The sequence below is a fragment of the Skermanella aerolata KACC 11604 genome (assembly GCF_000936425.1).
GTDB classification, from domain to species: Bacteria; Pseudomonadota; Alphaproteobacteria; order Azospirillales; family Azospirillaceae; genus Skermanella; species Skermanella aerolata.
Window position 1 is genome coordinate 1 of the sequence record NZ_AVFK01000038.1, and the last position, 25383, is coordinate 25383.

Sequence of the window (25383 nt, forward strand, 5' to 3'; positions counted from 1 at the left end):
CACGAACAGCGCGCCGCTGGCCTTGTCCACTTCGTACTTGATCGGCTCGCCGCCTATCGGAATTTCAATGATGACATTGACGTCCCACGGTGCATTCTGACCCACTGGAATCTTCGACATATCCATGAACTGTTCCCTCGGTTCCGATCGGTTACGCCCTTTTTTGACGCGCCATCCCGGCCGAGTCATCGCCATCTGCCGGGCGCACGTCGGAGTTTAGGGTAAAGATTGAAATTGAGCCAGACTTGCCATTAGGCGGATCGGATGCAACTCTGATTTCCAGGGTAACTGGCGTCACCGGGAATAAGTATCTCCGCGGGGGTGGCTACGCTGCTGTTCGTTGCTCGATCCCGCCATTGCTTTGCTCAGCCTTGATGGCGACGTCACGCACAGACGGCCTCTTAAAGGCCGAACAAATACGCGACCGAGGCGACGGCCATAAACAGTGCTACCGCTCCAACCCTGATTAGAAGACCCATTTTAAGAGCGTAGTTATCTACATCTCGGTTTCTCAAGCGATTGGAAGTATATTCAAATGTTGGTTGCTCGATATGTTTGGTGAAAATTGGTTGAGGTTGATAGTCTACTTCGATTGAACCAGTCATTATTCCACTCCTTTGAATACGGGGAGGTGTTGCGCTCCCAAGGTTTATTGGTATCGTTTGTTGGGCTTTGACGGGCCGTCGGTGCTGCTGCGAACAACTTAACCAAGGAAGCCGGGGTCATAGCCACCCTTGTACTTCCCGCGGGATATCTCCCGGTCGTAACCGCCCAGCTCATCAGCAGGGGCGTCGCCGCCGTATCCGTCACGGTCCTTGCCCGTGCGACGGTAGCCATCTCCGCCGGTAAGGAAGCCGGGGTCATAGCCTCCTCTGTACTCCTCACGGGAAATCCCCCGGTCGTAACCGGCCTTTCTCATTCTCTGGTTATCGGTCATCGGATAGAACTCCTCACAAGCCGCTGGCCATGATCATTTGACGGCGCAACGGGGCAAACAAAGTTCGCGTCCCGGTCGCAGGACGAGCTCCCGCAACCAGACGGCAAACAAAAAGGACAAAGCGAAGCGACCCAGCTGCTTCTCAGACGGCCATGCCGTCCTGGCGCGGCTTCCACCCGCCAGCGCCAAAGAAGTCTGTTGCCGGGTCGAACTCGTGCACCCAGAGGTACACCCTATCAGGCGATCGAGCCGTTCCAGGACGGCGGGTCGCTGGCCGGAAACGAATCAAACCCAGCCTCGTCAACACGATCGGGCACACTGACGGGATCAGTTGTTCTGCTGGTCCCGGTGTGTCGTTCGTCACCCTGCGGAACCACGGGCCGGTTTTCCGCGCCTCGCCGGGCGGCGAAGATCGTTCCACCCTCGGCCTGCGCGGGCTTTGGTGACGGCGGGACGTACTTGAACTGCGCGACATAACTCTTCGGCCGGACTCGCGACACCGGCGGCTTATCGGCCTGATAACGCCAGCCGTGCCGTTCGGCGAAACCGATGGCGCTCTGTCGATCGGGAAAGCCCATCCGGACATGCGAGAGCGAGTCCTGGCTGCTGGTCCACCCCATCAACGGCTCCGGTATCAGCGGCGCGGTCGGCTCAAACTCCAGCACCCATACAGGCTTCCGGCGCTGTCCCGAAGACATGACCGATCGGGCCGGTCGAAAGATGCGCGCAGTCGGCACCGCGCCGCCTACCGGCCGCGAGGTCCCCGGCAAAAAAGGTGTCCTGCGGGCGATATTGTCAGTCCTGAGATCCTCAGGATGCGCCATCGTGACCGGACCCTGGCGTTGTCTGCGGCCATCCCAGCGATGGCGCCGATCGGTAGGCAAGTGAATGCTGAGCATAAGTGGAACCTCCTGAAGCTGCAGCAGCGCGAGAAACCGTAGCAGCAACACAAAATTCAAGTCGCAATCAGCTGATCTCGCATCAGCTTTTCTTCATCATCTTCATATCTAATGTCGTTATTAAAGGTTCATTGTTCAAGTTGTGCTTATTCCTAAAGGAAGGAAAACTATGATTTTATTCAGAATAAGTATGAATAACTCCTTTAAAAATGAATTAGAAAAATAGCTTTAGACTTTGCTTGGCAGAAGAGCTATTGCCTTTTATGATGAGCATCCCCTAGCAAATTTCTACAGTGACTGTGAGGATTGCTCCATTTTCCTCGAACCATCCGGACACGATCCAAGGAGACTGAGCTGAGCGGATCGTTGGCCGGATCAGCTTCGCCAGATAGTATAAGGTGTGCCTTCCCAGCGACGGAACAGCAACCCTATGGGCGATGACTTGTTGAGGATGCCAGGGGACTGATCAGCGCCAAGACGCTCTTTTGGGAGGTTCTGAGATGCCTGAGCAAGCCAACCCACCATCAGGAACGGAACGTCCAGTCGATCCCGGCGTACGGGTCGGTCACGTCCACCTGAAGGTCGCCGACCTCGACCGCGCCCTCGGCTTCTACTGCGGCGTGCTCGGCTTCGAACTGACCCAGCGTTACGGTCAGGGCGCGGCGTTTATCGCGGCGGGCGGCTACCACCATCATATCGGTCTCAACACCTGGGAAAGCCTGGGCGGCTCGCCCCCGCCGCCGGGCACGACGGGACTCTACCACCACGCCATCGTGTACCCGACGCGGGCCACTCTCGCCGACGCTCTGTGCCGCGTGATGCGGGCAGGCATCCCGCTCGACGGCGCCTCCGATCATGGTGTCAGCGAAGCGCTCTACCTGAGGGATCCGGACCAGAACGGCGTCGAATTGTACTGGGACCGTCCACCTGAGACATGGCCGCGCACCTCCGGCGGCGAGCTGGCGATGTTCACGCGGAGGCTGGATCTCGACGACCTTCTGAAGGAGGCCGGGGAGAGTCCCAGGCCTGAATTCCAGGAGCCTGGAGAGGTGCACGATCCGTAAAGAGGAGCGCCGGCAACCATCGGAGTGCGCCGGGGGACATCCAGCGAGCAGGAGGTAAGTATCCACATCGCCCTCGTGCCGTTCGGCGATACGTGACGTCACTGATCGCTGAATTTATCGTGGCAGGGTTGGACGGACCGGAAATCATGGCGCCGGGTTAGACAAACCAGAAATCACGGTGCAGCACCGATAGAAGGAGCTGGACGAATGGCTTCACTTGCCGATCGCGTCCAGCTCCAATCCTTCTTCGTCGCTCTGCGCGGAAATTACCGTTCCGGTCCGCGTGGATTGGAACCAAGCAGTGTTCCGCCGCCGTGCAGCACCGACTCACCGATGCTGGCCGGCAGCGGTCTCGGCCGCTCCAACAAGCCGAGCAGCGGCAGGATGATCAGGAAGTGGGCGAAGTACCAGGCCGTCGCCGCCTGGCCGATCGGGATCCAGATCCCTTCCGCCGGTTGGCCGCCGACATAACCCAGCACGAACACGCAGATCACCAGTGCCCAGAAGAACCACTTGAACACCGGCCGGTAGCGCGCGCTGCGCACCTTCGAGGTGTCGAGCCACGGCAGCACTGCCAGCACGGCGATGGCGCCGAACATGCCGAGCACGCCGCCCAGCTTGTTCGGGATCGCGCGCAGGATCGCGTAGAATGGCAAGAAGTACCATTCCGGCACGATATGGGCGGGCGTCACCAGCGGATTGGCCGGGAGGTAGTTGTCGGGATGCCCCAGCACATTGGGCATGAAGAAGACGAACACGGCGAAGAAGAGAAGAAAGAAGCAGGACGCCAGAGTGTCCTTGATCGTGAAGTACGGGTGAAACGGCAGACTGTCCTGCGGGCCCTGCGTGTCGATGCCGACCGGGTTGCTCGAGCCGTGAACGTGAACCGCGGCGAGATGGAGAAACAGCGCCCCGACGATAACAAACGGCAGCAGGTAATGCAGGGCGAAAAACCGGTTCAGCGTCGGGTTGTCAACCGCGAAGCCGCCCCACAGCCACGTCACGATATGATCGCCGATGATCGGAAAGGCGGAGAACAGGTTGGTGATCACCGTCGCCCCCCAGAAGCTCATCTGGCCCCAGGGCAGGACGTAACCCATGAAGGCGGTCGCCATCATGAGAACCAGGATGATCACGCCCAGAAGCCAGGTCACCTCCCGGGGCGACTTGTAGGAGCCGTAGTAGAGCGTCCGGAAGATGTGGATGTAGGTGACGATGAAGAAGAACGAGGCGCCGTTTGCGTGCAGGTAGCGCAGCAGCCAGCCGTAGTTCACGTCCCGCATGATGCGCTCAACGGAATTGAACGCATCTTCGGTGTTGGGGGAGTAATGCATGGCAAGGAATATGCCGGTCAGGATCATCAGCACGAGCGAGATCATCGACTGGGCGCCGAAGCTCCACATGTAGTTGCAGTTCTTCGGCATCGGGTATTCGACATATTCGTGATGCATCATGCTGAAGATCGGCAATCGCTTGTCGATCCAGCGAACCAGTGGATTCTTGAACCGGGTATTTTCCATGGCCGATGTCTCCTCATAAAGGATCCCAGCGTCTTCTGGATGTACTTCCCTGCTCCCTGTGTTTTGCCCCTTGTCAGTCGTGGCTATCCTTCGGCAGGACCGACCGCTCAATGATTATTCCGGTTTCTGGATGTTCCAGATGCCAGCGTAAGAAAACGAGTCGTTCTGAACCAGGCGTCATCATGCCTCTGGCACGTGCCGTGTCCAGCATCTTCTTTATACCATCGGTCAGGTCCGCCAGGCTGGGATTGTCTTCGCTCAGCAACCCGAACCCCACTACTAGCCGGTAATAGTGAGGTGATGGCGGACTCTGGGTCAAACCGGCATACACCGCGTCCAGCTCGAGCGTTATTCCGAGAACATCGATGCGGATGGACTGCTTGCTTCGAGCGCTAGCATATTGGTTTAGCGATGACCAGCCCGGAGACCCTGAATTCTCCCACGGTGAGTCGGCCTGCGGAACCATGAGGTGCAGCCGAGGCTCCAAGGGATGCGCCGTGAGGCGGGGAAGCGTAGACTTAAGATCAACCAGCGCCGCCATATCGGTATGCTCGGTGACCACCACAGCCAGAACAGGCTCGGCGCCGTTCATGACAAGCAGATCTGCGATGACTCCATCGTCGAGATGAACACGTTGGGCCATCGTGTAGCAATTCTCGACGCAGGCCGGGCTGATCAGTCGGCGGACATTCCCTATCAGGCACTCCCGGTGGTTCATGGCCCGCTCTCCTCCCATTCCCCTGTTGTCCGAAACACAACTGAACACTTCCCTGGCCTATTGGAAAGCTGGCATCAGGCTCGCGTTCTCCGTTGCCGGCGCCGTCGCCGTCGCCAGGACTTCCAGTTTGATCATTCTGTCGGGGTCGGCGATCAGAAGATCGGGATCCTGTACTATATGTTAGTCGGGTCTCTTCCACAGGGTGCGCATTCGCTGCATGATAGTCAGGCCACGCTCTCGAGGAGCGTCAGCGGGCGCCTTGCCCTCCTGCGCCCTGATAACCGTACAGCGCCGGGGTGTCAGGACCGCTGCACGCGCGAACAGGCGGTACGATCGGTCCTGATGGACTTGGGCGATTAGCGCGTTGAAATCTTCTGCCATATCGCTCCTCAAGAGCAAGGGGAAGGATAGCCTTGAGTCTAACGGGGCGGAATGAAAATTGCCACTTATGAGGATAGAATTGACCTTCAGTACAGGGAGGGGTCTTTCTGAAAAATAAGATTTTGAACCAGATCAATTGTTTCGTGAGATTTATTGGGCACAAAAAGGGTTTTTGAAAGTTCGCCTAAGCAAGAAAACTATCACACTTAGCAGCGATCTGTTCGAAGTCCGGATTTCAGCCTAGGAAACATTCAGGAGAGCGCATCTGTTGCTTTCAGGAAGTTTTAGGCAAGATTTAGGGAGGAATCATGTTCGATTGGGTCACAAGCTTGGTGGAACAGGGCGGTTATCTTGGCATTGCATTTCTGATGCTTCTGGAGAACGTGTTCCCGCCAATTCCGTCGGAACTCATCATGCCCCTGGCGGGCTTCACCGCTGCCCGCGGCGAACTCAATCTGTTCATGGTGGTGCTGGCGGGCACTGTCGGTTCGGTGGCTGGGGCGGTGCTCTGGTATTACGTGGGCTGCTGGCTCGGCTATGAGCGCCTGAAACGTCTCGCCGCGCGCCATGGCCGCTGGCTAACACTGGGGCCCGCCGAAATTGACGAAGCCGCAGGCTGGTTTCGGCAACATTGCGGGAAGTCAGTGCTCATCGGGCGCCTTATCCCGGCTGTGAGGACGCTGATCTCGGTCCCTGCGGGTATCACCGGGATGGGGCTTGGCAGGTTTCTCGCCTACTCCACCTTGGGCTCGGCGATCTGGACGGGGTTTCTCGCCGGGTGCGGGTACCTGCTTGAGGGGCAGTACGAGAAGGTTTCCGGCTGGGTAAACCCGGTGTCCAACGTCATCTTCGGCGTGATCGTGGTCTGGTACCTTTACCGTGTCATCACTTTCCAGCCTCAGAAAGCACGCTGAGCCACTGTCCCCTGCTGGTGAAATCTGCTGGAACGGATCGTGGCGGTGTCCAGGGCTACGCCTCGTGCGACTTGGCCAATGAGATCCTCTAAGCCAAGCAGGATCGCATCGACCGGATCGAGACCGAGCAGTTCGAGACGATGGGCCGGCAAATCTACCTGCCCACCCGGGTTTAAGGCATTCCCAGTCGAGGACAGTCAGGCATCACGTTCCCTGCAACATCAGGCCGTCGATGTCTGACTGTCCTCGATCTTTCACTATCAGGCTGGCGCCACATCGGCTGCATTCGTTGAAATCGCACCTGTCCTATGCTACAATCCTCAAGGAACTCTAGGATTACGAGGATCTCATGGCGACTAGGACGGCAGGCAAATCGATTTCGGCCTGGGTTGACGGCGATGTGGCGGCGACTGTTGAGAGAGCCGCTGCCCTTGAGGGTCATACACCGGCTCAGTTCGTTGCCGCAGCCACGAAATTCTACCTGGCTCTGCCCGAGCAGGCTCACGCCGCCTGGAGAAAGGCTCAGGTGATGGGGACGCCGGAAGAGGTCAACGCCGCACTGCGCGAAGTCACGCGTGCGCTCCTCAATGCGCAGATCAACATTGCTGCGGCGCGCGGTCGCGAGGAGGCCGAGCGGGCGGCGGCCGTCAGCGGCCTGGACCTTGAGAACATCGACTTCGTCCAGGTCGTGCAAGATGTCCGGAAAAAGCGGTCCTCGAATGGCTGATGACGTCCTGCGTCTGTGCCTCGACACCCACCTGCTGGTCGTGCTCAAGTTCAACAAGAGATCGACACCGAGAAGTCAGTCCATTGGGCCGGACAGTCACTACGAGACCTCGAGCTATTTTCTGATGTTTTGCATCGAGAATGGCGGCAACGAGACTGCCGCCATTCAGATGGTGGTGTCGTTGGGCATGCTGGATGACATGGCGGACTCGCTCGAAAGCCTGGGGTTCAGGAAGGAATCCGCCATGGCCATCGCCGACGGGATGGCAGGCATGGCCCAGAGCGGACCGAAATTGGAGGAGGTCCATCTCGTGCTCGGCGGCACCGGACTCATGGCCTTGGGTCACAGCCAGCAGACCGCGCTTGAAACGGCACTGGCCGGCCGTGCCCATGTTCTGGCCACAAACGCCGTGAGCAGCTACGTGACCGACCAGACCCACGCCGAGGTTCTTGAGCGGTCCGAGCGCAGGGGCGTTGATCTCGCGGAGGTCGCCATTTACAGCTCGGCCGACAGGAGCGTCGTGATCGCCTTGCCGCACAAGGTCGCAAGATGGCTCAAGGACGGCATATTTCCGGATGCCGAGACGATCCGGGCGTTGTATCCGGGCTCGCCGCAGATGAAGCCGTGATGCCTGGTAAAAACCGGATTTTCCTAATTATCGTGAGGTATAGCTTTAATACTGGGAAGGCATAGGATCCTGAGTACGAAACTCTTTGTATGCCTGTCAAAGAAAGACTATGCCATTTTCCACAACGCGGATCCCGCCAGGGCCGGCCAGCAGCGCCGCAGCCTGACTGCTTTTTCCAACCAGCCCCTCTACTTCGTCCGGCGGCGTCAGGTACAGGGAAGTCGATAATGCATCAGCCGTGGTCGCATTTGGTGCCACGACGGTGACGCTGGAGTAGAGCGCCCTTCCCTCTCCTTTTCGGGGATCGAGAATGTTGAGGTTGGCACCTGCCGCCGATGTGGCAACCGCCCAGTCGATGACATCTAATTCCTGCAGCACATGGTCAGGCCTGACAGGATCGCGGACACCGATGCGCCACGGCCGGCCGTCCGGTTTGGGACCCAGAGCCCTCATCTCGCCAAGGTCCAGCAGGACGTGCTCGATGCCCCTGGCGCGGAGAAGTTCGGCCACCCGGTCGGTCACATAGCCCTGGGCGATGCCGTTCAACGTGACCGCCATGCCCGGCTGGGCGAAGCGGATCCGTCGGACCCCAATATCGATCCGCTGATAATCGATCAATGCCAGTGCCGCCTGAAGCTCTTCCTGCGGTGGCACAGTCCGTGCCGCCCTGTGCGCCGCCAGCAATCGCCACAGCGGCTGAACCGTCACGTCAAAGTGTCCGTCGCTGAAGTCGCCGAAGCGCACCGCCTCGCTCAGCAGGCGGCGCATGTCCAGACTGGGATATTCGAGAACGCCGCCGCGGTTCAGCCGGCACAGGGCTGAGTCTGGACGAAACAGACTGAACTCGGCTTCTAGGCGGGCGATCTCGGCAAGACAGGCCTGGATGATTGACCGGGCCTCTCCTCGATCGGGATGGAAAAGGGTGATGTTCGCCACTGCTCCCAGGGCGGTGCCTGTCCACTCGTGACGCAAACTGCCAGCGTCTGAACCGCTGGCGTCGGTTTGCGGCACAAGCAAACAGCCGGCTGCGGCGCCGAGCAGTTGAAGGAAGCGCCGGCGCGGGATGGCGTTGCTTCGGGCCGATCCGGGAATCAGGGTCATGGCTTGACCTCCGCAGCATCCTGGGCCGCCTTCGCGGGATCGCCGCCGGAAGCGACCCCGCGTGTCGCCCCGGCGCCTGCCCTGCCCTCGCGCCTCTTGCGTCGGATGATCATGGGTGGGCAGGTATGGGTATCGTAGTAGAGGGTCTGGCACTTCAGGCAGTGGATGCATTCGTTGGGATTGATCTCGCCGGTCGGATGAATCGCCTGCACCGGACAGCGCTGCTCGCAGATCCGGCATTCCCGGCCGCACTGGGGATGCCGCTTCAGCCACCGGAACATGCGAAGCTGGGCTGGGATCGCCAGAGCGGCGCCGAGAGCACAGAGATAGCGGCAGTAGAAGCGCTCGATGAACAGGCCGGCGGTCAGAAGGACCACGGGATAAGCCACCCAGGCCCAGTCGCGCATGAACCGCAGCGTGATCGCCGTTTTGAACGGTTCAACCTCGGCATAGACGGCGGCACGCTCCATCGACGTGAGCGATACCGCAAACAGCGCGATGAACAGGATATATTTTATCGGCCAGAGCCGCTCGTGCAGCCCGAAAGGAACCCGGATCTGCGGTACCCGCAGCGCCTGGGCCAACCGGTTGGTCAGTTCCTGTAGCGCCCCGAAAGGGCACAGCCAGCCGCAGAACACGCCGCGCGCCCAGAACAACAGCGCCACTGCGACAAAGCTCCACAGGATGAACAGCAGCGGATCGAGCAGGAAGAATGTCCAGTCGAACTCCGTGCGAAGCGCATTGGTGAAGGTCAGGACATTGATCACCGAGAGCTGGGCATGGGCGTACCAGCCGATCCAGAACAGGGTGATCGTGAGCATCACGACGCGCAGGCGGTTCCACAGCAGCGGGCGCTTGGCGAGCACGTCCTGGAATACCAGGATCCCAGTCAGGGCAACAAGGATCGTGGCCAGGATCCCGATGTCGGCGCGCCGGCTCCACCAGACCTCGCGCCAATCGACGCTGACCAGGTCGGCCTGTGCCACTGCCGGCGCTGCGGCTGAACGGTAGCGTGCCGGCAGATCGTACGGAAGACTGAAGACCTCTGAGACGGTTCCGCGCTCAGGAGAGGTCCGGGTCACCAGCAGATCGAGGCGCCAGGGAGCTGCGGGATCGAAACCGCTGTCCTCAGGCATCACGAACAGGGCCGTTTCGCGGAACTCCGGAGCCCCCTGCATCGGCATTTTCTCGATCGCCCGCTGCTGGCCTGAAGTCAGCGCGAAAGTCCTGCTGCCCTGGACGATCTGCACCCGCTCGAATACGCCGCTCCGCCGGTACTCGGTTCCCTTGAAGGAATAGAGACCGGCAGCGCCGACGAAGATCAGGGAACTGCCGGCGCCAAGATTGGTGATCAGGTCGGCGTAAGCACGGTCACCAAGGAGATTGCGGCCGATGCGAGCCGGCGATGCCAGCCCGGCATGGAGCGTGATGAAGTTGCTGTCCGCCGGAGCGTCCAAGCCCGGCAGGTTCTCCGCCCCCTGACGGCGGAAGGCCTCACGCACCGTACCGGTGGTGAGCGTCAGTGCGGCAATCGAGCCGTCGGCGCGCAGGTCGGCCCAGCTTGCTGGCTGGAACTCATCCCGAAGCACCGCCGCGGAACCGGGCGTGCGGTTCCCAAGCAGTCCGAGCGCGTCCGCCACGATCCGGCTCGTTCCGACGATCAGGCTGTTCAGCGTCAGGGACGTCACCGTGGCGCCGCTGATGCCATCGACCGCCCGGGAGACGCTGTCCGTTCCCGAGACGGAGCGGAGCTTGACCGGTTCCCGGATGTCCGCATTGCGGTACTGCGCCACGAAGGTTCGGAGGTGCTCATCGGTGATCCCGAGGATCAGGATCGGCTCATGATGCTCGACCAGATGGGCCCCGACGATCCGCCCTTGCAGATTGAGCCCGATCGCGACATTCATCGGCTTGGCCGAGTAGCCGGCGCTGTCCATGATGTCAGCGCTGAAGAAGGCATAACCCGCTATCGAGCCATTCCGGTAGGCCGGATAGACAGGTATCTGCGGCATCCTTTCACCAAAACCGTCCGCATCTGCAAACGCGAGCGCCAGTTCGCTCAACCGGGGCTCGGCCGCTTTTGCCACAGGACAGGCAAGAACAATCCCCACAAGCAAAAGAAGCAGCGGGAGCGCGGACTGCAGCAGGATCCTCCGCGCAGTCATGGAGATCTGGAGCAAAACAGTGCTAACTTTTATATTCATTTGCAGCAGCCTGTGATTGGCCGAAAGCATGCTCCGAATTTGCGGAGAAATTGATTTATTCTGTTTCTTGCCTCAAAAAGCATTCTGGATGTTTTTTCGATCCCATACCTTGCTCCCCAGCAAGTTTTCTCTCGAAAATTCGTGCTCTACTCAGCCGGCTCGAACCTTATCGGGAGGATAGAGGATGCAGACGATGGTCAGGCAGCTTATGGCTGGAGTGGCGATCACTGCGCTCGTTGCACTCGGCCCATCCAGCCTCATGGCGCAACAGCAGCAGGACCGGCAGAATTCGGTCGATGAGCCGGTAAAAGGCTCGAACACGGCAGAGAAGTCGAAGCCCGAGGATGTCCACAGAACCCAGCCGGGTGACCAGTACCAGCCGGAACACAACATCCTGTCGGACATCCCCACCGAGCAGCCGGGGGCGAAGCCCGGCGTGCCGCAGCTCAGCCAGGCGGAATTCGAAAAAGCCAAGAAAATCTACTTCGAGCGGTGCGCCGGGTGCCACGGCGTGCTGCGCGGCGGCGCCACCGGCAAGGCGCTGACACCTGATCTGACACGCGAACTCGGTTTCGATTACCTGCGCGATTTCATCACTTACGGTTCCCCGGGCGGCATGCCGAACTGGGGCACCTCGGGAGATCTGCCGAAGGAAGACGTCGAGCTGATGGCGAAGTATCTGCTCAACGATCCCCCGACGCCGCCCGAGTTCGGCATGAAGGAGATGCGGGAGACCTGGAAGGTCATCATTCCGCCGGAACAGCGGCCGACCCGCAAGATGAACGACATCAACGTCGAGAACCTGTTCTCGGTGACGCTGCGCGACACCGGCGAGATCGCCCTGATCGATGGCGGATCCTACAAGATCGTCAGTGTTCTGCCGACCGGCTACGCCGTGCATATCTCGCGCATTTCGGCCTCGGGCCGGTATCTTTTCGTGATCGGCCGCGACGGCAAAATCAACCTGATCGACCTGTGGATGGAGAAGCCGGACACGGTTGCCGAAGTCAAGATCGGTCTTGAAGCACGCTCGGTCGAAACGTCCAAGTTCAAGGGCTTCGAGGACAAGTACGCGATTGCCGGCGCCTACTGGCCGCCGCAGTTCGTGATCATGAACGGCGACACGCTCGAGCCAATGAAGATCACCTCGACCCGGGGCATGATCGTCGATACCCAGGACTACCATCCCGAGCCGCGCGTCGCCGCGATCGTGGCGTCCCATTTCAGCCCAACTTTCATCGTCAACGTCAAGGAGACCGGCAAGATCATGGTCGTCAACTACGACGACCTGACCAACCTCAAGATCACCAACATCGAGGCCGAACGCTTCCTTCACGACGGCGGCTTCGACCGCACCGGCCGGTACTTCATGGTTGCCGCCAACGCCCGCAACAAAGTGGGCGTGGTGGACACCAAGGAGAACAAACTGATGGCCCTGGTCGAGACCAGCACAACGCCGCATCCCGGCCGCGGCGCCAACTTCATCCATCCCAAGTTCGGTCCGGTGTGGTCAACCAGTCATCTCGGCAGCGAAGCAATCAGCCTGATCGGCACCGATCCGGAAAAGCACCCTGACCAGGCCTGGAAAGTGGTGCAGGAGCTGGAGGGTCAGGGCGGCGGCTCGCTGTTCATCAAGACCCATCCCAATTCCAAGAACCTGTGGGTTGACACGCCTCTCAATCCTGAAGCCGAGATCGCCGCCAGCGTGGCGGTGTTTGACATCGACAACCTGGACAAAGGATACGAGGTCCTGCCTATCGGCGAGTGGTCCGGCATCACCGAGGGGACGCGCCGCGTCGTGCAGCCGGAGTACAACAAGGATGGGACCGAGGTCTGGTTCTCGGTGTGGAACGCCAAGGACCAGCAGTCGGCCATCGTCATCGTCGATGACAAGACCCGCAAGCTGAAGCACGTCATCAAGGACCCGAAGCTGGTCACCCCGACCGGCAAGTTCAATGTCTACAACACCCAGAAGGACGTCTACTGACCTGACCTTTGTGCGGCGGGCCGTATGGTCCGCCGAATGCCTTGACCAAAGGTGAGCCGTGGGCAAATTCCGGTTTTTCCGATTTTCGCATCCTCGACCAGCCCTCTTTCTGATCGTGTCCTTGGTGTTTTTGGCGTGCGGTGCTTCGTTCGGCGCCGAGCCCCCGACGCCTGTCCGGCAGACCGAGCTGATGACGCTTCTCAAGCATGACTGCGGCTCCTGTCATGGCCTGACCATGAAAGGTGGCTTGGGTCCGCCGCTGCTGCCCGACACCCTGACGGGCAAGGACGACCAGGAACTGGCCAGGATCATCCTCGACGGTGTGCCGGGAAAACCGATGCCGCCATGGCGCTTCGAGTTGCAGCCGGAAGAGGCACGATGGCTGGTTGACCGACTGCGTGAGGGATTGAAATGAATTATCTTGGCGTTCTCATGGGAGCGATCCTCCTGACCGCACCAGTCTACGCCGCGTCCGCGGATCAGCGCGGAACCGGGGATCTCGGCATCGTCGTGGAACGTGCCGCCGGGCGTATTCAGATCTTCGATTCGAGCCAACGGACAAAACTCGCCAGCGTTTCCGAGCTTGGTGACCTCAGTCATGCCTCGGCGGTATTCTCGCGCGATGCGCGGTATGCCTATGTCTTCGGACGCGATGGCGGCCTTAGTAAGGTTGACCTGCTGACCGGAAATCTGGAGAAGCGCGTCGCTCAGGCTGGCAACAGCATCGGCGGTGCGATATCCCAGGATGGCAAGCTGGTTGCCGTTTCGAACTATGAGCCGGGCGGTGTGCGGGTCTTCGATGCCGGAACGCTGGAACCGCTGGCCGACATCCCAACCGGGTCCAAGGTAGTCGGCCTGGTTGATGCTCCGGACCAGCGCTTCGTCTTCAGCCTGTACGATCTGGGAGAGATCTGGCTGGTGGACATGAGCGTTCCAGCTGCTCCCAAAATTACGAAATACCCAAATATTGGGCAGAATCCCTATGACGCCTTGATCACACCGGATGGCCGCTACTACGTGGCGGGTTTGTTCGGTGAGGACGGGATGGCGCTGCTCGATCTTTGGCATCCCGATAAGGGCGTGCGGCGGATTCTCGACGGGTACGGCCGCGGCGAGGAGCCCCTGCCCGTCTACAAGATGCCGCACCTTGAGGGTGTCGCGATCGCGGGGAAAAACGCTTTCCTCCCCGCCGTCGGCCGGCACGAGATCCTGGTCGTTGACATGGACAATGATTGGCAGGAGGTCGGCCGAATCCCGGTTCATGGTCAGGCGGTTTTCGCCGTAGCCCGGCCCGACGGCCGCCAGATCTGGGTCAATTTCGCCCATCCCGCCAACGACACGGTCCAGGTCATAGACGCGGCCACCCTGAAGGTGGTGCACAGCATCCAACCCGGACCGGCGGTGCTTCACCTGGAATTCACCCCGCGCGGCGAGCAGGTCTGGATATCGGTGCGCGACGCCGACCGGGTCGATGTTTACGACACTCGCAGCATGGCACTGCTCGGCTCGCTGCCGGCCGACAAGCCCAGCGGCATCTTCATGACCGCGCGCGCTCACCGGATCGGGTACTGAATCATGGAACTGAAAAATATCTGCGACGTGCCGTTACGGCCCATCGAACGTCAGCTGCTGAACGCATTCCAGCGTGACCTGCCCCTGGTGCCGCGGCCCTATCAGGCCATGGCTGACGCCTCAGGGTGCAGCGAGTCTGAGGTTCTGGAGGCGCTCAATCGGCTGCATGAAACTGGAGTGTTGAGCCGTGTCGGCTTCATTGTCCGCCCCAACACGGCCGGTGCCAGCACCCTCGCCGCCATGGCCATTCCGGAGAACGAATTGGAGGCGGTAGCGGCCAGGGTCAGTGCCCGTCCCGAAGTCAACCACAACTACGAGCGAGAACACCGGCTGAACCTGTGGTTCGTCGTCGCGGCGGAGAATGCGAAGACGCGGCAGACAACCTTGCGGGAGATCGAGCGGGAAACCGGATACGCAGTGCTGGATCTCCCCTTGGAAGCCGCCTACCACATCGATCTTGGATTTCCGCTGGCCTCCGATGAGGAGTTGTTCCAAGACAGATGCAAAACTCCGGATCCGAAAGCCAGACTGACAATCCGCGTGACGGGGCAGGATCGTCATGTTCTCTCGGCCGTGCAGGACGGGCTGTCCCTGACGCTTTGCCCCTTTGCAGAGCCGGCGGCCCGGCTTGGTGTCACGGAGAGCGAATTGCTCAGAGAGCTTCGCTGGCTCGTGACCTGCGGCGTGATCAAGCGATGCGGCCTCATCGTCCGTCACCACGAACTGGGATACCGGTCCAATGCCATGGTGGTCTGGAACGTTCCCGACCACTCGGTTGATCAGGTCGGCGCCCGGCTGGCTACCCTGCCCTTCGTCACCCTGTGCTACCGGCGGCCACGCCGCCTGCCGGACTGGCCCTTCAATCTGTTCTGCATGATCCATGGCCGTGACCGGAACACCGTCCTGGAACAGGTGGGTGCCATCCGCGCCCTGCCCGGTCTTGCCGACATCCAGCACGCCGTGCTGTTCAGCCGTCGCCGCTTCAAGCAGCGCGGCGCCACACTTTGCCGGACCCGGGAGGCGGCCTGATGGACGATCTCGACCGCCGCATCATCAACACCCTGCAGGGTGGCTTTCCGGTTTCCGAGCGCCCATTCCTCGATGTGGCCCGGACACTCGACATCGGGGAGCGGGACCTGATCGACCGCATCGAGAACTTGCTGGAGACGGGCGTGCTGTCCCGTTTCGGGCCGATGTACCATGCCGAACGGCTCGGCGGCGGTCTGACGCTGGCGGCGCTGTCTGCACCGGCAGCGCGCTTCGAAGAGGTTGCTGCCCTGGTCAATGCCCATGCGGAAGTGGCGCACAATTACAAGCGCGATCACGATCTCAACATGTGGTTCGTGCTTGCTACGGAGCGGCCCAGCGACATCGAGCGCGTGCTCGCCGAAATATCTTCCGAAACCAGCTTGGTGGTCCACGACATGCGCAAGCTCGAGGAGTTCTTCGTCGGCCTGAGGTTCGAGGCATGAGCGAGGATACACCCATCGATGCCATGGATCGCCGACTCATCCAGGCGACCCAGGCAGGCCTGCAGCTGGTCCAACGGCCTTACCATCAGCTCGCCAGTGAACTCGGTATTCCGGCCGAGGAGGTCATGCACCGGCTGAGGAGGATGCTCGAGACCGGGATCATCAGACGGATCGGTGTCGTGCCGAACCACTACACCCTGGGCTACCGCGCCAACGGCATGTCGGTCTGGGATGTGCCGGACGAGGATATCAGCGCGATCGGCCGCCGGGTCGGCGCCCTGGATTTCGTCAGCCACGCCTACCACCGACCCCGTCATCTGCCGATGTGGCCCTACAACCTGTTTGCCATGGTTCATGGCCGCACACGGGCCGAAGTCGAGGATAAGGTGGCGGCGATCGCCGACCTGATCGGCTCCGCCGACCGCGGTCACAGCATTCTCTACAGCACGCGCATCCTCAAGAAAACCGGATTGCGGATCGTCGGATAGGAGATCTCCCCATGCTGCGAATCACCCAGTGCATGCACGAACTGCTTGACCCGACGCCGGTTCGCCCGAAGCGGAACCCGCCCGGCCCGGTCGTGATCTGGAATATGATCCGGCGCTGCAACCTGCGCTGCAAGCACTGCTACTCGATCTCGACGGACGTCGATTTTCCGGGCGAGTTGAGTACCGCCGAGGTCTTCGAGGTCATGGACGACCTCAAGCGCTTCCGGGTGCCGGTGCTGATCCTGTCCGGCGGCGAACCCCTGCTGCGCCCCGATATCTTCGAGGTTTCGCGCCGCGCAAAGTCGATGGGCTTCTATGTCGGCCTGTCCACCAACGGCACGCCGATCGACGGGACCAACATCGCGTCGATAGCGGAAGTCGGCTACGACTATGTCGGCATCAGCCTCGACGGGATCGGGCCGACGCACGACCGCTTCCGTCGGCGCGACGGCGCGTTCGACGCCTCGCTGCGCGGCATCCGGCTGTGCCTCGAGAGCGGAATCAAGGTTGGCCTGCGCTTCACCCTGACCCAGGACAACTTCCATGAACTACCCGCCGTGCTCGATCTCATGGACCGGGAGGGTGCCGATAAGTTCTACCTGTCGCACCTGAACTATGCCGGCCGCGGCAACAAGCATCGCGCGGATGACGCTCATTTCGGGATGACCCGGGCGGCCATGGACCTGCTGTTCGAGAGAGCCTGGAAGAGCGCCGAACGCGGTGACGGCAAGGAGTTCGTCACGGGCAACAACGAAGCCGACGGCGTTTATCTCCTGATGTGGGCGGCCGATCGCTTTCCCGATCGGGTCGATCACCTCCGTGCCAAGCTGGTACAGTGGGGCGGCAACTCGTCCGGCGTCAATGTCGCCAACATCGACAATCTGGGCAATGTCCATCCCGATACCTTCTGGTGGCACTACAATCTCGGCAATGTCCGCGACCGCCCGTTCTCGGAGATCTGGCCGGATGTGTCCGACCCGATCATGGCAGGGCTGAAGGCATTTCCGCGCACGATCGGGGGGCGCTGCGCTTCCTGTATTCACTTCGACATCTGCGGCGGCAACACCCGGGTCAGGGCCTTGCAGCTCACCGGCAACGCCTGGGCCGAGGATCCCGGATGCTATCTGACCGATGGGGAAATCGGTGTCACGGACAGCCAACCCCGCGTGCAGCTGACACCTTACCGGAGCAGGAAGTCCCATGAAGTCGCGGCGAATTAGCCTGTGCGCCATCGCGGCGTTTCTGATTGGAACCAGCGGACCGCTCCTCGCCGCCGAACAAATCCCTGATCCTGCCGTACAGGATAAACGGAGCAGCAATGGCGCGGCCGCTCTCTACCTGGAGCACTGCTCCTCGTGCCACGGGGTCGCCCGCCTTGGTGGCCAGGGACCTGCCCTCCTGCCGGAAAGTCTCGGCCGGCTTGGCAAGAAGGTGGCGGAAGAGGTGATCGCTCATGGTCGGGCCGCTACGCAGATGCCAGGCTTTGCGGATCGCCTCAGTACGGAACAGATCACCGCCCTGGCGGAACTGGTCTACACACCGTTGCCGTCCACCCCCAACTGGACCATGGCCGACATCGAGGCATCGCGCATCTTCAATGAAGGCGGGGCGGCCTTGCCGCACAAGCCGGTCTTCTCTGCGGACCCTCTGAACCTGTTCGTCGTCGTGGAAAGCGGCGACCACCATGTCACCATCCTCGACGGCGACCGGTTCGAGCCGATCCACCGTTTTCCCAGCCGCTACGCTCTGCACGGCGGACCTAAATTCTCAGGCGATGGCCGTTACGTCTTCTTCGGATCGCGCGACGGCTGGATCACCAAGTACGACCTCTACAACCTGACGACAGTCGCTGAAGCGCGCGCCGGCATCAACCTGCGCAACATCGCGCTGTCAAGCGACGGCCGCTACGTCGCCGCGGCCAATTACCTGCCGCACAGCCTGGTCATCCTGGATGCCGCCGACCTGAAGCCGCTGAAGGTGATTCCGACCACCGACCGTGCGGGCAAGAAAAGCTCGCGCGTCAGCGCCGTCTACGATGCCCGCCCACGCGGCAGCTTCATTGTCGCTCTCAAGGACATCCCGGAGCTCTGGGAGGTTTCTTATCGGGACGATGCCAAGCCAATCTACCGCGGCCTCGTTCACAGCTACGAGACCGGCATGATCGAGGGAGTGGCCGAGCCCGGCAAGTTCGGCGCCCGCCGCATTGCCCTTGACCAACCGCTCGACGACTTCTTCTTCGACCCGGACTACCGCCATCTGCTGGGATCCGGACGCGATGCCGGCAAGGCAGTTGTCGTTCACCTAGATGTCGGCCGCCCAATCGCGACGATCGATATTCCAGGATTGCCGCACCTCGGCTCCGGTATCACCTGGACCTGGCAGGGCCGTCCCGTCATGGCGACGCCCAACCTGAAGGAAGGGTCTCTCAGCATTATCGACATGCAGGACTGGAGCGTCATCAAGCGGATAGAAACAGCAGGCCCCGGATTCTTCCTGCGCAGCCACGAGAACACGCCCTATGCCTGGGCCGACGTGTTCTTCGGCCCGAACAAGGATGTCATGCATGTCATCGACAAGAACACGCTGGAGATAGTGGCGACACTCAGGCCTGAACCCGGGAAGACGTTCGCCCATGCCGAGTTCACCCGCGACGGCCGCTTCGTCCTGGTCAGCCTGTGGGAGCAGGACGGCGCCGTGATCGTCTACGACGCCGCGACGTTCAAGGAGGTCAAGCGCCTGCCCATGGTCAAGCCTTCCGGAAAGTACAACGTCTTCAACAAGATCAACCTGTCGGATGGAACCAGTCACTGAAGTCGGGAGTCGGGATAATCGGTGTGCGGTTTTGGACGCGATTTAAGATCCCCGGCTCTTTCAGCAATGGCAGTGAGCGCGTGTATCTGCCGGACAACGATCCGGCGGCTGCTCGCATCGACGATGCCCCTGGCTTCCCACTCGTTGAGGACCCGGCTGACCGTGAACATCGACGTTCCAGCCAGTTCAGCCATGTCCTGGCGCAGCAGCGGCACCTCGATTTCAATATGATGACCGACGCGGCGACCCGCATACTGCACAAGCCGTAGCACCGCGTGCGCGATGCGGCGCTCGACCGATTGGTGAACGACTTCCCGCAGGCGGTGCTGGGCATCCTGGTAGCGCGTAGCTACGATGCCAAGTGCGTTGAGGCCGATAAGCGGATACGCCAGCATCAGCTCCTTGATCGTCTTTGCCGACCATTGCAGGTCCGTGCAGTCGGTGATCGCGAAGGCATCGGCCGGATATCCCGTGCGCAGGAACACCGCCGCGATGCCGTACATTTCCCCCGGCCCTACGAGATGGATCAGCACCTGTTCGCCATCGGGTCCGGACTGAACGATCTTGGTCCGACCCTCGATCAGAAGATGGCAGCTTTTGGCGGGCGCTCCCTGACTGAAGATCCGTGTTCTCTTCTTTATCCGCCGGATCTGCCCGGCGTTGAAGATCGTCTCAAGCGCAGCCGGGTCCAGACCCTGGAGCAGTTCCGCGTCTCTAAGGATCGAGGGGTCAACCATTTTTTCCTCTTCAAGGAAGCGGCGGGAGCATTATTGATTTTTCCGGCCCCGCCGATCAGAAATTCGTAAAAGCCGCATGGCATGGTGCAGTCATGATGTCCCTGGAGTGGCCTCCATTCGCCCATCGCGCAGCGTCTCACCGCATCGGTTCAGGCGCTAGGAAGACGCTGTCGTAGACCGCCGTCTCGCCACCTGCGCCCTCCACCAGGCTGAAGGCGATGCCGGTGGAAGCGGCTCTCAGTACTTCGCGCGGAGCCTTGACGGTGACGCGGACGGTGGCGATGGAGTCGGAGCGGACCTCGATATCGACCGGTCCTTCCTGCTGATCATGCCCGACTACCTGAACGACCGCTTCCGGAACACCGGTGACGCTCAAGGCATAGCTGCGGGTGCTGCGGGTCATGTTGCTGATCTTGACCGTGTAGCCATTGCGGATCGCGCCGTCGGAAAGCTCGACAAAGAGCGGCGCGCGGTCGCGCTCGATCGAGATGTCGAGCCGGGGCCGGAGCAGCAGCGTGCCTGACATGATTGCGGTGATAACCAGCAGGATCAGGGCATAGACGACCGTCCGCGGACGGATGGCGGTCCAGTGCGTGGGCCGACCCTCGGCGCGCGCCGCCGAGTTGGAGAGCGTGTCGTAGGAGATCAGCCCGCGCGGCCGCCCAACCGTGTCCATGATCGGGGCGCAGGCGTCCACGCACAGGCCGCAATTGATGCAGTCGCCGTTCCAGCCCTCACGGATGTCGATCCCCATGGGGCAGACCTGGACGCACTGCGAACAGTCGATGCAGTCGCCAAGGCCCTTGACGGTCCGCTCGTCCCAGCTCTCGGACTTGCGCCTGGCCCCGCGCCGGTCGCCGCGCCATGCCTGGTAGGTCACAACCAGGCTGTGGTCGTCGAGCATGGCCGACTGGATGCGCGGCCAGGGGCACATGTAGGCGCAGACCTGCTCACGCGCCCAGCCGGCCAGCAGATATGTCGTTGCGGTGAACAGGCCGACGAAGGTCAGCACCGTGGCCGATACATCGAGATTGAGCGCGTCTGAGAGGAGTGTCGGTGCATCCGTGAAGTACATGACCCAGGCGCCGCCGGTCACGAGGCTGATCAGAACCCAGGCGGTATGCTTGGCAGTCCGGCGGGCCAGTTTACCAAAGGTCCAGGGCGCCCTGTCGAGGCGGATCCGTTCAGCCCGGTCGCCTTCGATCAGTCGTTCGACCCAGATAAAGAGGTCGGTCCAGACCGTTTGCGGGCAGGCATACCCGCACCACACACGCCCGGCCAGTGATGTCGCAAGAAATAGACCGATCGCGGCCATGATCAGCAATCCGGTCAGGTAGTAGACTTCCTGCGGCCAGATTTCGATCATAAAGAAGAACAGCCTGCCCTGCTCGGCATCGACCAGGATGGCCTGATCCGGCGCCCCGGCCCCGCGGTCCCACCGGAGCCACGGCGCCACGTAGTAGAAGGCCAGGAGTAACCACAGCATCTGCCACTTGAGCCGCCGGTAAAAACCGGAAACGGATTTCGGGAATATCTTGGCTCGGTTGGCATAGAGCTGGGGCCCGGCCTTGGGCGGCGCTGATCCGTCCGGCATATCACCAGCCTCCTGCAGAATAAAGGAAACCGCCTTCGGCTGTGAAGCTTGTCTCGAGGGAATAGTCGCTCTGCTGAGGCTCATCGCAGGTCGTGAACTTGCGCCTCGATTGATCCATGCCATCCCACGCCGGGAAGATGATCGTATCATTGCAAACGCGCGTGGCCATAGGCCCTATTTCCTTGCGGCAATACCAGACATTTTCCATGACTCAGACAAGCCATGGGGAGGGAGCAGAAAATTTCACAGGATGGTTAACGCAATATTAACCAGAGATAGAGTGGAAGTGCGATCGTGAACGATTGATTTTGAGGCGGCTAGCGTTTCGAACCCAGCCGCCCCTATGGATCAACCGACGGTGTATCCGCCGTCGATCACGATTTCCTGCCCGTAGATGTTGTGGGCGGCGTCGGAAGCCAGGAAGACAGCCATCTCGGCGATATCCTCGGGCTTGCCGAACTGTCCGGGCATTAGCCGTGCATTGATCTGCCCCGCCACGGATTGCAGCACGTCGGGCTGCAATCCGACCTTGCCCCACAGCGGGGTAGCGATCGGCCCGGGGGCTATTGCGTTGACGCGGATGCCCTGCGGCGCCAGCTCTGCCGCCAGTGTTTGGGTAACCGATTTCAGGGCTGCCTTGCTGGCGCTGTAGATAGCGAGACCGGGAAAACCGACCTGCGTCAGGAAGCTGGTGTTGAACAGGATCGAACCACCTTTATTGATGTGTGTCAGAAACAGCCGGGCAGTCTGTACGGCGCCCACGAAGTTGACGCTGAACTGCTCGTGGATTGCCTCCTCGGTGCTGTCCGCGAAGGACACTACCTTAGCCATTCCGGCGTTTGGCACGACGATATCGACGTTGCCGTAGTGCAATGCGGTGTCGTCCACCAACCTTTGCAAGTCGGCTGTTTTTGTGACATCGCCGGCAACAACGAGAACAGCTTCCGGAGCGGTGGCGCGGATTGACTCCAGCGCTTCCGGGTCGCGGGCAAAAACGACTATCCGCGCACCTGCAGCCAGATAGCGCTCCGATATCGCCCTGCCGATCCCGCTGCTGGCGCCGGTTATGACGGCGATTTTACCCTCGAGCACCCTCGACATTCCCAGGCTCCTGTCCTTCGGTGAAAGGTTGGTTAAGCGAGCTTCCGGGTAGATTGATAGCAGATATTGGTGACCACGATTTGACTACGATCAATTCTGACAGATAAGTTCCGGCTTATTGTCCTCGAAGGCCGAAAAAGCGTGCCGCTTACTTAACAATTATCAAGTGGAAAATCTCCCTGATGAGCTAAGGCCGGCTTGTCCCCTATCCTCGGAAAGGCATGTCATGACAGAACTGCAAACAGGTTCAACAGAGATCATCGGTAGGAAGGTGGCCGGGCATGATGCGGCCGGAGAACTCGTGTTCGACGCCGAGGCTGTCGCACCACTCCTGGGACTGGAGCCCGCAGCCTTCATGGAGGAACTGAGAAAAGGCGTCGTTTATCAGGTTCATGAGTACGGTACTGATGAGGATGTTGGAAAAAACCGGGTGACGTTCCGCTATCGGGCGCGTCAATCCATCCTGACAGTCGATAGGCATGGATGCGTCACCGATGTCGCCTGAAGAAAGATCAAATGCTCGGACACAGGAACAGAGTTCACTTTCTTCCGAACTAGATTCCCCCGAGTTGAGCGGGCAAGCTGAAACTGCCGACTGGGGACCGTTGTCCAGCCTGCCCGGCAATCCCATGATGTGGATCCTGATCCTGGGCGAACTGGCGGTGTTCGGTGCCCTGTTCGTCGGGTTCGCGGTGGCGCGGGCACTTGACCCAGTGACTTTCAATGCCTCACAGGCTCATCTCGACGGTCTTCTCGGCGGATTGAACACCATGGTCCTCGTAACCAGCGGCTGGCTTGTCGCCATTGCGGTACAGCGTCGAACCTTAGGTCGCGGTCACCGGGCCGCCCTGTTTGGCGCAATGGCGTTTGGCTTGGTTTTCCTCGCTATCAAGGTCGTAGAATACGCCGATAAGATCGGCCAAGGCTTCACGCCCGAAACCAACATGTTCTTCCAGCTCTACTACCTGATGACCGGCTTCCACGCACTGCACGTGGTCATGGGACTGATTATCCTGGGCATAGTCACCTGGCGCGACAGCCTGGAGAACATGGAAACGGGCGCCGCGTTCTGGCACATGATCGACCTGATCTGGGTGCTGCTCTACCCCCTCGTATATCTGCTGAGGTGAACCGTGACTGTTCTGACGCGTACCTGGGTTTTCTTGATGGGTCTCACCGCCGTTTCCCTGCTGGCCGGAAGACCTGGAGGAGAGGGCAGCATTGGCCTGCTTGGGATCGGCCTCGTGCTGATGGTAGCCAACTTAAGGAACAATTGATACGCACATCGTCAAGGCTTGTTCCCGAACTTGACATAGCTACGGCTTAGCCGTACCATTTGGTCATGAGATACACGTGGGACCCCAAGAAGGATGCTTCAAACCGCCGGGACCACAAGATGGGTCTCGCTGAGGGTATCCCGGCATACGAGGATCCCGACGCGTTTGAAATACTCGATGGTCGGATGAAATATCCCGAAGAACGATGGGTCACCTATGGGAAGATCCCCCAGGGAACTGTTCTGACAGTAGTCTGGACCGAGCTCGAGCCCGATCTGATCAAACTGATTTCCGTTTGGAAGGCGAATCGTAATGAGCAGAAAAGATACTATCTTCGTCAACCGTGAAGCTGGCGAACCCCTCCCCGAGACTGGCACTGACTGGGCGGCCGTGAACGCGATGACCGAGGAAGAGATTCAGCGCGGCCTCGACGCGGACCCCGACGCCAACCCGATCACGGACGAGGATATCGCATCAGGTCGTGTCCGTCCTGCGGTCAACGTCAAACGTCTAAGAGAGAGCCTTGGCCTGACGCAAGATGAGTTCGCAGGACGTTATCGTATTCCTGTTGGAACCCTGAGGGATTGGGAGCAGCGCCGGAAGCGGCCCGACGCCCCTGCTCGGGCTTATCTGGAGGTTATCGCCCGTGATCCAAAACAGGTGGCCGAGTTGCTGGCCGCATGATCTGAGGATCGTCATTAGCCTGGTTCTCCCGGTTCCGCCGCCCCCGAGATCCTGGATGCGCCATATCCCGTTCAGGATCCTCCATGGACGGCGCGCGGCAAGATCCGGCAGCGGGCGGAGTGCTCGGACAAGGGCGTCAAGCGCGGGACCAGACAGACCTCATCCGGAACGCCTGTTCAGCGGCAGGCTGCCCCGGCGGATGATTCCACCGCTGGCGGCGCAGCGCCGGTCTGGGACGCGAGCGACATCTTCGGCGACCTCGAGTAAGGCGCAGAAGCATTTCCAGGTTGATCGCCCCATTGGCAGCTGCCGCCGCGGGACAGTCTGTTTCCTAGCGGATGGTCGTCTCATAGAGCGGACATCCCCTCCCATGAGGCTTCGCTTGCGGGGATGGACCAGGCATCATGATCTCGATGATCCGGTGCGTTATCGAGTTGCCCCGCATCTGCGGGGATGGAGAAGCGCCCAGGGCGGGCTGGAGAACATGGAAACGGGCGCCGCGTTTTGGCACATGGTTGACCTGATCTGGGTGCTGCTCTACCCCCTCGTTTATCTGCTGAGGTGAAC

26 protein-coding genes and 2 pseudogenes are annotated in these 25383 nt (G+C 60.7%); 18 read left to right on the plus strand and 10 right to left on the minus strand.

Annotation, left to right across the window (positions count from 1 at the left end; translation table 11 throughout):
• The 3 genes and pseudogenes from N826_RS30320 to N826_RS42125 form a co-directional block, all read right to left on the minus strand.
• A pseudogene (locus N826_RS30320) lies at positions 1–126 on the minus strand (inorganic diphosphatase); the annotation flags it as partial.
• A 577-nt stretch (positions 127–703) separates the two neighbouring features.
• A complete protein-coding gene (locus N826_RS30325; protein ID WP_044435163.1) occupies positions 704–937 on the minus strand; it encodes a hypothetical protein in 234 nt (77 codons plus the stop codon).
• 236 nt (positions 938–1173) lie between these two features.
• The gene (locus tag N826_RS42125; protein WP_244619684.1) at positions 1174–1836 is read right to left on the minus strand and encodes an ETC complex I subunit; all 663 of its coding nucleotides are present in this window, start codon (positions 1834–1836) and stop codon (positions 1174–1176) included.
• Positions 1837–2336: 500 nt separating this feature from the next.
• Between N826_RS42125 and N826_RS30335 the strand changes: the two genes are divergently transcribed.
• Positions 2337–2900, plus strand: coding sequence for a VOC family protein (locus N826_RS30335; RefSeq protein ID WP_044435165.1), 564 nt, complete (start codon positions 2337–2339; stop codon positions 2898–2900).
• Positions 2901–3166: 266 nt separating this feature from the next.
• Here N826_RS30335 and N826_RS30340 read toward each other — a convergent pair whose 3' ends face one another.
• On the minus strand, positions 3167–4420 hold the full coding sequence (locus N826_RS30340; protein ID WP_044435167.1) for a cytochrome b: 1254 nt from the start codon (positions 4418–4420) through the stop codon (positions 3167–3169).
• A 73-nt stretch (positions 4421–4493) separates the two neighbouring features.
• Positions 4494–5138, minus strand: a complete 645-nt coding sequence (locus N826_RS30345; protein ID WP_044435169.1) for a hypothetical protein — start codon at positions 5136–5138, stop codon at positions 4494–4496.
• Between the two features lie 689 nt (positions 5139–5827).
• Between N826_RS30345 and N826_RS30355 the strand changes: the two genes are divergently transcribed.
• The 3 genes from N826_RS30355 to N826_RS40675 all read left to right on the plus strand — a co-directional run bounded on the left by N826_RS30355 (position 5828) and on the right by N826_RS40675 (position 7788).
• The gene (locus tag N826_RS30355; RefSeq protein ID WP_044435173.1) at positions 5828–6433 is read left to right on the plus strand and encodes a DedA family protein; all 606 of its coding nucleotides are present in this window, start codon (positions 5828–5830) and stop codon (positions 6431–6433) included.
• A 349-nt stretch (positions 6434–6782) separates the two neighbouring features.
• Positions 6783–7160 (plus strand): hypothetical protein, encoded by a 378-nt coding sequence (locus tag N826_RS30360; RefSeq protein WP_044435175.1) that lies wholly within the window; start codon positions 6783–6785, stop codon positions 7158–7160.
• The gene (locus N826_RS40675; protein WP_052832298.1) at positions 7153–7788 is read left to right on the plus strand and encodes a hypothetical protein; all 636 of its coding nucleotides are present in this window, start codon (positions 7153–7155) and stop codon (positions 7786–7788) included. Before N826_RS30360 ends, N826_RS40675 begins: the two co-directional genes overlap by 8 nt.
• Positions 7789–7884: 96 nt before the next feature.
• On the opposite strand, the gene N826_RS30370 is transcribed toward N826_RS40675, so the two are convergent.
• Complete coding sequence (locus tag N826_RS30370) at positions 7885–8889, minus strand: FAD:protein FMN transferase (RefSeq protein WP_052832299.1); 1005 nt, start codon at positions 8887–8889, stop codon at positions 7885–7887.
• Positions 8886–10901, minus strand: a complete 2016-nt coding sequence (locus N826_RS30375) for a NosR/NirI family protein (protein WP_052832301.1) — start codon at positions 10899–10901, stop codon at positions 8886–8888. The genes N826_RS30370 and N826_RS30375 overlap by 4 nt, the downstream gene beginning before the upstream one ends.
• A 385-nt stretch (positions 10902–11286) precedes the next feature.
• On the opposite strand from N826_RS30375, the gene N826_RS30380 reads away from it, so the two are divergent.
• The 8 genes from N826_RS30380 (at position 11287) to N826_RS30415 (ending at position 19423) form a co-directional block, all read left to right on the plus strand.
• Positions 11287–13080: a nitrite reductase gene (locus tag N826_RS30380; protein WP_280178492.1), complete on the plus strand. Its 1794-nt coding sequence runs from the start codon at positions 11287–11289 to the stop codon at positions 13078–13080.
• 190 nt (positions 13081–13270) lie between these two features.
• Entirely contained in the window at positions 13271–13495 is a 225-nt protein-coding gene (locus tag N826_RS30385; protein WP_084721308.1) for a c-type cytochrome, read from the plus strand.
• The gene (locus N826_RS30390; protein WP_044435179.1) at positions 13492–14652 is read left to right on the plus strand and encodes a cytochrome D1 domain-containing protein; all 1161 of its coding nucleotides are present in this window, start codon (positions 13492–13494) and stop codon (positions 14650–14652) included. Before N826_RS30385 ends, N826_RS30390 begins: the two co-directional genes overlap by 4 nt.
• Positions 14653–14655: 3 nt before the next feature.
• Positions 14656–15681 carry a siroheme decarboxylase subunit beta gene (gene ahbB, locus N826_RS45450; protein WP_044435180.1) on the plus strand — a complete coding sequence of 342 codons (1026 nt, stop codon included), beginning with the start codon at positions 14656–14658 and terminating at the stop codon, positions 15679–15681.
• Positions 15681–16124, plus strand: a complete 444-nt coding sequence (locus N826_RS30400; protein WP_044435182.1) for an Lrp/AsnC family transcriptional regulator — start codon at positions 15681–15683, stop codon at positions 16122–16124. Before ahbB (N826_RS45450) ends, N826_RS30400 begins: the two co-directional genes overlap by 1 nt.
• Positions 16121–16612 (plus strand): siroheme decarboxylase subunit beta, encoded by a 492-nt coding sequence (gene ahbB, locus N826_RS30405; protein WP_044435184.1) that lies wholly within the window; start codon positions 16121–16123, stop codon positions 16610–16612. Before N826_RS30400 ends, ahbB (N826_RS30405) begins: the two co-directional genes overlap by 4 nt.
• Positions 16613–16623: 11 nt before the next feature.
• Entirely contained in the window at positions 16624–17832 is a 1209-nt protein-coding gene (gene nirJ, locus N826_RS30410; RefSeq protein WP_044435186.1) for a heme d1 biosynthesis radical SAM protein NirJ, read from the plus strand.
• The gene (locus tag N826_RS30415; protein WP_052832303.1) at positions 17813–19423 is read left to right on the plus strand and encodes a cytochrome D1 domain-containing protein; all 1611 of its coding nucleotides are present in this window, start codon (positions 17813–17815) and stop codon (positions 19421–19423) included. The genes nirJ and N826_RS30415 overlap by 20 nt, the downstream gene beginning before the upstream one ends.
• Here N826_RS30415 and N826_RS30420 read toward each other — a convergent pair.
• Entirely contained in the window at positions 19417–20064 is a 648-nt protein-coding gene (locus tag N826_RS30420; protein WP_244619689.1) for a Crp/Fnr family transcriptional regulator, read from the minus strand. The two genes, N826_RS30415 and N826_RS30420, sit on opposite strands and share 7 nt — an antisense overlap.
• Here N826_RS30420 and N826_RS45455 point away from each other — a divergent pair.
• Positions 19945–20229, plus strand: coding sequence for a hypothetical protein (locus N826_RS45455; protein WP_244619690.1), 285 nt, complete (start codon positions 19945–19947; stop codon positions 20227–20229). The two genes, N826_RS30420 and N826_RS45455, sit on opposite strands and share 120 nt — an antisense overlap.
• 67 nt (positions 20230–20296) lie before the next feature.
• On the opposite strand, the gene ccoG is transcribed toward N826_RS45455, so the two are convergent.
• Complete coding sequence (gene ccoG / locus N826_RS30425) at positions 20297–21754, minus strand: cytochrome c oxidase accessory protein CcoG (protein WP_044435194.1); 1458 nt, start codon at positions 21752–21754, stop codon at positions 20297–20299.
• A gap of 348 nt (positions 21755–22102) precedes the next feature.
• Positions 22103–22855, minus strand: coding sequence for an SDR family NAD(P)-dependent oxidoreductase (locus N826_RS30430; protein ID WP_044435196.1), 753 nt, complete (start codon positions 22853–22855; stop codon positions 22103–22105).
• Positions 22856–23081: 226 nt separating this feature from the next.
• Here N826_RS30430 and N826_RS30435 point away from each other — a divergent pair, with 226 nt between their 5' ends.
• The 5 genes and pseudogenes from N826_RS30435 to N826_RS45460 all read left to right on the plus strand — a co-directional run.
• Positions 23082–23360 carry a DUF6522 family protein gene (locus tag N826_RS30435; RefSeq protein WP_044435198.1) on the plus strand — a complete coding sequence of 93 codons (279 nt, stop codon included), beginning with the start codon at positions 23082–23084 and terminating at the stop codon, positions 23358–23360.
• Positions 23361–23424: 64 nt separating this feature from the next.
• Entirely contained in the window at positions 23425–23985 is a 561-nt protein-coding gene (locus tag N826_RS30440; protein WP_044435200.1) for a cytochrome c oxidase subunit 3 family protein, read from the plus strand.
• A 266-nt stretch (positions 23986–24251) separates the two neighbouring features.
• The gene (locus tag N826_RS46025; protein ID WP_373866645.1) at positions 24252–24479 is read left to right on the plus strand and encodes a BrnT family toxin; all 228 of its coding nucleotides are present in this window, start codon (positions 24252–24254) and stop codon (positions 24477–24479) included.
• Positions 24445–24816 (plus strand): helix-turn-helix domain-containing protein, encoded by a 372-nt coding sequence (locus tag N826_RS30445; RefSeq protein WP_244619685.1) that lies wholly within the window; start codon positions 24445–24447, stop codon positions 24814–24816. The genes N826_RS46025 and N826_RS30445 overlap by 35 nt, the downstream gene beginning before the upstream one ends.
• 475 nt (positions 24817–25291) lie before the next feature.
• A pseudogene (locus N826_RS45460) lies at positions 25292–25381 on the plus strand (cytochrome c oxidase subunit 3 family protein); the annotation flags it as partial.
• Between the last annotated feature and the right edge of the window lie 2 nt (positions 25382–25383).

Coding starts and splice junctions, on each gene's coding strand:
- N826_RS30375 (WP_052832301.1), bottom strand. CDS start 10,901: ATGCCGCAGATACCTGTCTATCCGGCCTACCGGAATGGCTCGATAGCG.
- N826_RS30360 (WP_044435175.1), top strand. CDS start 6,783: ATGGCGACTAGGACGGCAGGCAAATCGATTTCGGCCTGGGTTGACGGC.
- nirJ (WP_044435186.1), top strand. CDS start 16,624: ATGCTGCGAATCACCCAGTGCATGCACGAACTGCTTGACCCGACGCCG.
- N826_RS30335 (WP_044435165.1), top strand. CDS start 2,337: ATGCCTGAGCAAGCCAACCCACCATCAGGAACGGAACGTCCAGTCGAT.
- N826_RS30385 (WP_084721308.1), top strand. CDS start 13,271: ATGACGCTTCTCAAGCATGACTGCGGCTCCTGTCATGGCCTGACCATG.
- N826_RS45455 (WP_244619690.1), top strand. CDS start 19,945: ATGGATCAGCACCTGTTCGCCATCGGGTCCGGACTGAACGATCTTGGT.
- N826_RS30400 (WP_044435182.1), top strand. CDS start 15,681: ATGGACGATCTCGACCGCCGCATCATCAACACCCTGCAGGGTGGCTTT.
- N826_RS30325 (WP_044435163.1), bottom strand. CDS start 937: ATGACCGATAACCAGAGAATGAGAAAGGCCGGTTACGACCGGGGGATT.
- N826_RS40675 (WP_052832298.1), top strand. CDS start 7,153: ATGGCTGATGACGTCCTGCGTCTGTGCCTCGACACCCACCTGCTGGTC.
- ahbB (WP_044435184.1), top strand. CDS start 16,121: ATGAGCGAGGATACACCCATCGATGCCATGGATCGCCGACTCATCCAG.
- N826_RS30430 (WP_044435196.1), bottom strand. CDS start 22,855: ATGTCGAGGGTGCTCGAGGGTAAAATCGCCGTCATAACCGGCGCCAGC.
- N826_RS42125 (WP_244619684.1), bottom strand. CDS start 1,836: ATGCTCAGCATTCACTTGCCTACCGATCGGCGCCATCGCTGGGATGGC.
- ahbB (WP_044435180.1), top strand. CDS start 14,656: ATGGAACTGAAAAATATCTGCGACGTGCCGTTACGGCCCATCGAACGT.
- N826_RS30370 (WP_052832299.1), bottom strand. CDS start 8,889: ATGACCCTGATTCCCGGATCGGCCCGAAGCAACGCCATCCCGCGCCGG.
- N826_RS46025 (WP_373866645.1), top strand. CDS start 24,252: ATGGGTCTCGCTGAGGGTATCCCGGCATACGAGGATCCCGACGCGTTT.
- ccoG (WP_044435194.1), bottom strand. CDS start 21,754: ATGCCGGACGGATCAGCGCCGCCCAAGGCCGGGCCCCAGCTCTATGCC.
- N826_RS30355 (WP_044435173.1), top strand. CDS start 5,828: ATGTTCGATTGGGTCACAAGCTTGGTGGAACAGGGCGGTTATCTTGGC.
- N826_RS30340 (WP_044435167.1), bottom strand. CDS start 4,420: ATGGAAAATACCCGGTTCAAGAATCCACTGGTTCGCTGGATCGACAAG.
- N826_RS30415 (WP_052832303.1), top strand. CDS start 17,813: ATGAAGTCGCGGCGAATTAGCCTGTGCGCCATCGCGGCGTTTCTGATT.
- N826_RS30345 (WP_044435169.1), bottom strand. CDS start 5,138: ATGAACCACCGGGAGTGCCTGATAGGGAATGTCCGCCGACTGATCAGC.
- N826_RS30380 (WP_280178492.1), top strand. CDS start 11,287: ATGGTCAGGCAGCTTATGGCTGGAGTGGCGATCACTGCGCTCGTTGCA.
- N826_RS30435 (WP_044435198.1), top strand. CDS start 23,082: ATGACAGAACTGCAAACAGGTTCAACAGAGATCATCGGTAGGAAGGTG.
- N826_RS30445 (WP_244619685.1), top strand. CDS start 24,445: ATGAGCAGAAAAGATACTATCTTCGTCAACCGTGAAGCTGGCGAACCC.
- N826_RS30390 (WP_044435179.1), top strand. CDS start 13,492: ATGAATTATCTTGGCGTTCTCATGGGAGCGATCCTCCTGACCGCACCA.